The following is a 6548-nucleotide window of genomic DNA, read 5'->3' on the forward strand; positions in this document are numbered from 1 at the left end:
CTCCATTTTCTGGATCAACAATCATATGCCCAATTTCTCCACCTGCTCCTGCAACACCATGGATGAGGTTACCATCTGCGATAACACCTCCACCTACTCCTGTTCCGAGGGTTACGAAAACAACATCGGGATTATTGGCACCAGCACCTACCCAGCGTTCACCAAGTGCTGCAACATTAGCATCGTTATCAATAAAAAATGGAATTCCAACTTCTTTTTCAATAACCGAACCTACTTCTTGAGTATCAGCCCAATTTAGATTAAAAGCACCTGTTACTGTTTTACTAGTTCTATCAACAGCTCCTGGAGAACCCATACCGATACCGAGAAAGTCATCTTTTGTTAATCCATAGAGGCTCAAACGATGTTTGAGAGATTCAACGATATCAGAAACGATATGTCTTCCGTTTTCTAAAGTATTGGTCTCAATTGCCCATTTTTCTTGTACTTCTCCCTCAAGCGTCAAGATACCAAATTTAATGGTCGTTCCTCCGAGGTCAATTCCCAATAATTTCTTACTCATTTTTTATTTTCCTTCTCCAATTCTAGTCTGTGCTCTCTTCTTAAAATCAGTTCTGCTTTTAAATAGTCATCTCTACTTATCAGACCATTATCGTAGAGACGTTGCAATTCAATCTTCATAACTTCGATATCATAAAGACGTTTACCAATATAAACATAAATACCAAATTTTTTCAAAAGATTCTGCACATCGAATAAAACTTTCATATATAAATTTTAACAGAAAACCATTCAATTTTCAAGAAAATCCGCAACCGCTTGCTAATTGTTATTATGACGTTAGGCTGACTATCTATAATAGAAATCATAATCTCTTTTCTACCATTTTTCGAATATAAATATAAACTATAAAAAGGATTTTATGATTATGTCTACCATCTATTTTATTTCTTTATGCATGAGTTTTATCTTAAGTTATTATGATATAAAATACCAAGAGTATCCTATTTTTCTATGGATATTATTCACCATTTCAACGATAATTCTCACACCGATTACAAAAGTTTCTATTGTTTTATGTTTATTTGGGATTTTAGCTGAAGTGGTTGATATTAATATCGGAAGTGGAGATTTCCTTTATTTAGCCACAATTGGCTTATCTTTACCTCTTCATCAAATGCTTTTTATTATTCAAATAGGTGCTTGGTTAGGAATTATTTATTGTTTAGTTATGAGAAAAATGAAAAAAACGATAGCTTTTCTACCGTTTTTAAGTATCGCTTATATAATCGTCACCAGTTACTCTCTTTTATTCTAATCACTTTAAATTATCAGGAAAGTGATAAAGTTGTGGGTACTGGTCGCATTTTGGATTTTTAGGATGACAAATTGCACGACCAAAATAAATCATGGATTGATGAGCAGCTAGCCACTCTTCTGGCGGTAAAACCTCCATGACTCGTTTCTCAATTTCTAGTGGAGAAGCCGACTGTTTGCAAATCTGGTGGTGTTTACAAATCCGAGTGACATGAGTATCTACGGCAAAAGCCGGAATACCAAATCCAACACTCATGACCACATTAGCCGTTTTCCTTCCAACGCCAGACAAACTTTCTAGCTCTTGACGAGTTTGGGGGACTTTCCCATCAAAATGCTCTATCAATTGTTTAGCGCATTGATTTAAGAATCGAGCTTTATTACGGTAAAGCCCAATTTTAGAAATATAGGGTTCAATCTCTTTGGGATCAGCTTGTGCCAAAACTAAAGGATTTGGAAAGCGTTCAAAAAGGGCGGGAGTGACTTTATTAACAGCTGCATCAGTTGTTTGAGCTGATAGCATTACAGCTACCAAAAGCTCAAAGACATTAGTAAAGTCTAAGCTAGGTTTAGCATCTGGAAATAACTTAATAATCTCACGGATAATATATCGTGATTTTGCTTTTGATAACATTTTATTCCTTATCTTTCTTTTTTATCATTATATCACGATATCTTTCAAAATAAAGAATATCAGAACTGAGGTTTGCAATCCATTAACCCTATTTTATTTTTTTAGTAAAAGCTCATGCTAATTGTCTTTTGAGTTGTTGGTAATCAATTTTTCCAGATGGCATCAAAGGAATTTTAGATACAATATGATAATGCTTAAACCCATACTTCTTTTCAAAATGTTCCGATAACCACTTCAAACACTCTTGTTGCATCTGATTTTCAATTAAAACAATACAGCAATGTGACTCTTGCCCATGACTTTGACTCTCTTTTGTAAATGCTACTGCATCCTTGATATAAGGGCATGTTTTTATTTTTTCGATTAATCTAGGTAAATAGAGCTTAATGCCCGATTGATTGCACCAATCGTCACCACGACCAAATAGATATAATTTGCCATCTATCAGTTCACCATAATCACCAGCACAATATTCACTTGAAAGGCCACAGATACTATACGGTGTTTTTACAAAAATTCTTCCCTCTTTAATCCTAACAGCTACATTTGGAACGATTTCTCCAACATACTGTGGCTTATCTCGGATATCACGACCATCGTACCATGACACATAATTGAGTTCACTAGCACCATAGAAGATTTTCACTGACACTTTAGGATGCTTTCTATATAAACCTTCCAGTAATGAGTCAGAGACATATTGCGAAGAGGTGATAATAGTTTTATTGTCTAACGCAGTCTCCTTGCTATATTGTTCCACTAACTTGAGATAACTAGGAAGCAGATATAGATGCGTTACACCAGTTTTTTCCCATAAAGTCTGCCAGTATTTTACAGAATTTTTCTGTGTGACAACAAGCGTTCCCCCCAGTAATAAAAGGGATAGCGCTAAATTTAAGTTACCAGTAAATGAAAAATCACCCTGAATAAACAGTCTGCTATTGGAAGTGAACGAAAAATAAGCATTCTGAATGCTAAAAAAATCAGACCACGAAGTGAAGCTCCTCCACAATAGTTTAGCATCAGCTGTAGTCCCAGAAGAAAGAACACCAAAATCAGCTAGTTGAGGAGCATACTGCACTTCTTTTTCTAATCGACTTATTTCATTATGAGTAAGGTTAGGTTTACAAATAATAGGAAGAGCTTTTTGACATAACTTTGAAACAAATCTTACTAATTGGTTAAGCAGAGAGTGTGTGCTAATCACATGTTTCCTATTGTCTTGTGACGCCATATCTTGTCTGACTAAGTTATAAAATTCTCCATAACTGACCTGTAAATCACCATCAAATAACTTTTTATCGCTATTGGTTTTAACTATTGTTTTCAATGATTCAAGCATTCTTAACTCCTAAGTACTCTATTGATATGGCCATTCCGACTCCTCCTGCCCCTGCAATGGCAGTTAGGCCCATAGGTTTATTTTTATATTTTAATGCCTGCATAAGATGAAGGATATTAATAATTCCTGAGCAGGCATAAGGGTGTCCGTAAGCTAATGCCCCTCCAAAAATATTGAACTTTTCTCTCTCTTCAGGATAATAATGATTAAATAAAGCATCAATCGCTGCAAATGGTTCATTCCATTCAATTGCATCATAATCCGATATTTTAGTATGAGTTTCTGTTAATAGTTTTTCCGTAGCCGTGTGAACCAATTCTGGACTAAGCTTGGGATCTCCTGCTACTTCTACAATGTGAACAATCCGGAATTCTGTTTTCTGACTCTGAAGCGTTAGAAATGCAGCAGCATCGTGCATTAAACAAACATTTCCAATAGTGAGCAAAGGTGAATTTTCCATCAACCTTGGTAATTTTTGAAAAAATGTTTCTTTTAGTTTTCTAACGCCTTGATCTCGCATCCCTTCCATTGGTAAGATTACCTCTTCTAAATAGCCACCTTGTTTAGCTGTTAAGGCGCGTTTATGGCTCAAGAATGCCAATTTATCTAACATTTCTCTTCTAAAACCATATTTTTGACAGACTCTTTGTGCCCCTTCTAACATTACAGTTTCAGCATAAGAGTCAGGAGAAAACTGAGCAACTGTATATTCTCCGTTACGATTATCTTCTTTAGCGTAACGTCTCATAGGTTGAAGAGAACTACTTTCAATCCCCCCAACAAGAACTTTTTCATTAATACCGGCACTGATTTTTAGATAACCAAAAAACAAGGCAGAACTTGATGAAGCATACTGCATATCAATCGTTTGTACTGGAATATAGGATTCATTATCAGAAAAAAGAGTCATCAAACGACCAATATTGCCCCCAGTACCAACTGTGTTCCCACAAATAATACTATCAATATTAGATTCTGATTCTATTTTTTTTATTTGATTTAAGAGGTGTGCTCCTAAAAGTTCTGGACGGTAATGTTTAAATTGCTTCCCTTTTATACCGATAGGTGTTCGTAGCCCAAAACCAATATAAACATCTCTATTCTTCATATGTTCCCCTCACACATAATATTTGATGCTGAAAAATAATCACTGTGTTATCCACTACTTGCACTGAGAATTCTTGATTCACCCTTACTGGAGATAAAAAAGTCAAATGAATCTCCTTTATTTTTCCTTTTCTAACTTCCATTATTTTTTCCAATAATAGAGCCGCAGGCACAATAGCTGCTTCCCCTTGGTGAAAAGGATTTTTATCTCGCACTAAGCTAGTGAATTTTTGACATTCTTCTATTGAAATAAGACTAACCTTCTCTTGCAGGACAGTCACTGGATGCTAGTGACATTGGCTTAAGTTTTGGTAAATCAAGCATCCTCAAATGGTAAATCCATTGCTGATCAGTTACCGTTACCTCAAGGATTCGCTTAGAAATCCATTTAATATTATCAGATGAACCATCCTCTCTTTGATACAAACTAAGTTCAACAATTACAAAATTAAGCGGCAAATCTCGGCACATAGCTATAGCTTTTTTAAATAGTTTTTTCATCTTATCTCCCGTCAAAATATAAGACCAGTATATCATAATTTTATATATTGTTAACTTATAATATCTACTAAGTTTACAATATAATTTTTTTATGCTATTATTAATTTCGTTAAAGGAGGCTATCATGTCATTTCAAACAAATTATATCCATTTGGCTGACGAAATATTATCTGGAAAGACTAGCATTTCTTATGAACAAGCGCTGGAAATTCTAAATAGCGATGAGAACTGGTGGGAAATCTACGCTGCTACCTTATACCTTAAAAATCAAGTTAGCCGAAATAATATTCGCCTTAACGTTTTATTAAGTGCTAAGCAAGGACTTTGTGCAGAAAATTGTGGTTACTGTTCTCAATCTAAAGAAAGCACTGCTGACATTGATAAATTTGGTCTGCTTCCTCAAAATGTCATTCTAAAACAGGCTATTGTCGCTCATCAAAATGGTGCTAACGTCTTTTGTATTGCGATGAGTGGAACTAAGCCTAGCAAGAGAGAAATTGAGCAGTTATGTCAAGTCATCCCTGAAATCAAAAAAAGCCTCCCTCTAGAAATATGCCTTACCGCTGGTTTTTTGGATAGAGAACAACTTCATCAGCTAAAACAAGCAGGAATTGACCGTATCAATCATAATCTCAACACCCCCGAAGAAAACTACCCCAACATTGCAACGACGCATAGCTTCAAAGATCGTTGTGATACTTTAGAAAGAATTCACAATGAAGACATTGATGTTTGTTCTGGATTCATTTGTGGTATGGGAGAGAGCGATGAGGGGCTCATCACATTAGCTTTCAGACTAAAAGAGCTGGACCCCTATTCTATCCCTGTCAATTTTTTACTTGCTGTTGAAGGAACACCTCTTGGAAAATATAACTATTTGACTCCCATTAAATGCTTAAAAATTATGGCCATGTTGCGTTTTGTTTTTCCTTTCAAGGAATTAAGATTAAGTGCTGGACGGGAGGTCCATTTTGAGAATTTTGAATCATTAGTCACCTTACTTGTTGACTCAACTTTTTTGGGAAATTACCTAACAGAGGGGGGTCGCAATCAACATACCGATATTGAATTCTTGGAAAAATTACAACTAAATCATACTAAAAAGGAATTAATTTAAATGAAAACAAGAACAACTACCTATATTGCACTCATGGTTGCACTACTCATTGTTTTAGGTTTTATCCCAGGGATCCCATTAGGTTTCATTCCAGTCCCAATTGTCTTACAAAATCTTGGTGTTATGCTGGCAGGTGCTCTGCTTGGTAGTAGGAAAGGTTTCCTAGCTGTGGCTATTTTCTTGCTCTTAGTTGCTATTGGTGCACCATTTTTACCAGGAGGGCGGTCAGGTCTCGTAACGCTGTTTGGGCCAACAGCAGGCTATCTGCTGACTTATCCATTTGCAGCTTTTTTTATCGGCCTAGGGCTTGAGAAAGTGAAAACAACAAAACTCTGGGTTTAATTCCTTATTATTTGGATATTTGGCGTACTATTGATTGATATTTGTGGTAGCATCGTTCTTTCCTTTCAAACTTCTCTCCCCTTAACTAAATCACTATTTTCTAACCTTATTTTTATTCCTGGGGATACCTTAAAAGCATCCATTTGCTTGATTATTTATCGTAAATTTGCAGACAGATTAACTCATCTATACAACTAAATAAAAGACAGTGCCCTTAGGTACTGTCT

General features: G+C 35.6%; 7 protein-coding genes and 2 pseudogenes. 3 read left to right on the top strand and 6 right to left on the bottom strand.

The window, feature by feature from the left end:
* Window positions 1–523: ROK family protein (locus HMPREF9171_RS105600; RefSeq protein ID WP_000038544.1), on the bottom strand; the 523-nt coding region annotated here is incomplete at its 3' end.
* The gene (locus HMPREF9171_RS105595; RefSeq protein WP_000865866.1) at window positions 520–729 is read right to left on the bottom strand and encodes a YqgQ family protein; all 210 of its coding nucleotides are present in this window, start codon (window positions 727–729) and stop codon (window positions 520–522) included. The genes HMPREF9171_RS105595 and HMPREF9171_RS105600, both read right to left, overlap by 4 nt.
* A 154-nt stretch (window positions 730–883) precedes the next feature.
* Between HMPREF9171_RS105595 and HMPREF9171_RS105590 the strand changes: the two genes are divergently transcribed.
* Window positions 884–1279, top strand: a complete 396-nt coding sequence (locus HMPREF9171_RS105590) for an A24 family peptidase (protein WP_000606045.1) — start codon at window positions 884–886, stop codon at window positions 1277–1279.
* Here HMPREF9171_RS105590 and nth read toward each other — a convergent pair whose 3' ends face one another.
* The 4 genes and pseudogenes from nth to HMPREF9171_RS1000000113860 all read right to left on the bottom strand — a co-directional run bounded on the left by nth (window position 1280) and on the right by HMPREF9171_RS1000000113860 (window position 4862).
* Window positions 1280–1912: an endonuclease III gene (gene nth / locus HMPREF9171_RS105585; protein ID WP_000949175.1), complete on the bottom strand. Its 633-nt coding sequence runs from the start codon at window positions 1910–1912 to the stop codon at window positions 1280–1282.
* Window positions 1913–2024: 112 nt separating this feature from the next.
* Window positions 2025–3254 carry an AMP-binding protein gene (locus tag HMPREF9171_RS105580; RefSeq protein ID WP_000894045.1) on the bottom strand — a complete coding sequence of 410 codons (1230 nt, stop codon included), beginning with the start codon at window positions 3252–3254 and terminating at the stop codon, window positions 2025–2027.
* A complete protein-coding gene (locus HMPREF9171_RS105575; protein WP_000796101.1) occupies window positions 3247–4362 on the bottom strand; it encodes a thiolase family protein in 1116 nt (371 codons plus the stop codon). The genes HMPREF9171_RS105580 and HMPREF9171_RS105575 overlap by 8 nt, the downstream gene beginning before the upstream one ends.
* A pseudogene (locus tag HMPREF9171_RS1000000113860) lies at window positions 4352–4862 on the bottom strand (hypothetical protein). The gene HMPREF9171_RS105575 and the pseudogene HMPREF9171_RS1000000113860 overlap by 11 nt, the downstream one beginning before the upstream one ends.
* Before the next feature lie 124 nt (window positions 4863–4986).
* Here HMPREF9171_RS1000000113860 and bioB point away from each other — a divergent pair.
* Both bioB and HMPREF9171_RS01000000113010 read left to right on the top strand, forming a co-directional pair.
* A complete protein-coding gene (gene bioB, locus HMPREF9171_RS105570) occupies window positions 4987–5979 on the top strand; it encodes a biotin synthase BioB (RefSeq protein WP_000009970.1) in 993 nt (330 codons plus the stop codon).
* Window positions 5980–6519: pseudogene (locus tag HMPREF9171_RS01000000113010) on the top strand (biotin transporter BioY).
* The last annotated feature ends 29 nt before the right edge of the window (window positions 6520–6548 follow it).

The sequence above is a fragment of the Streptococcus agalactiae ATCC 13813 genome, assembly GCF_000186445.1.
Lineage (GTDB): Bacteria > Bacillota > Bacilli > Lactobacillales > Streptococcaceae > Streptococcus > Streptococcus agalactiae.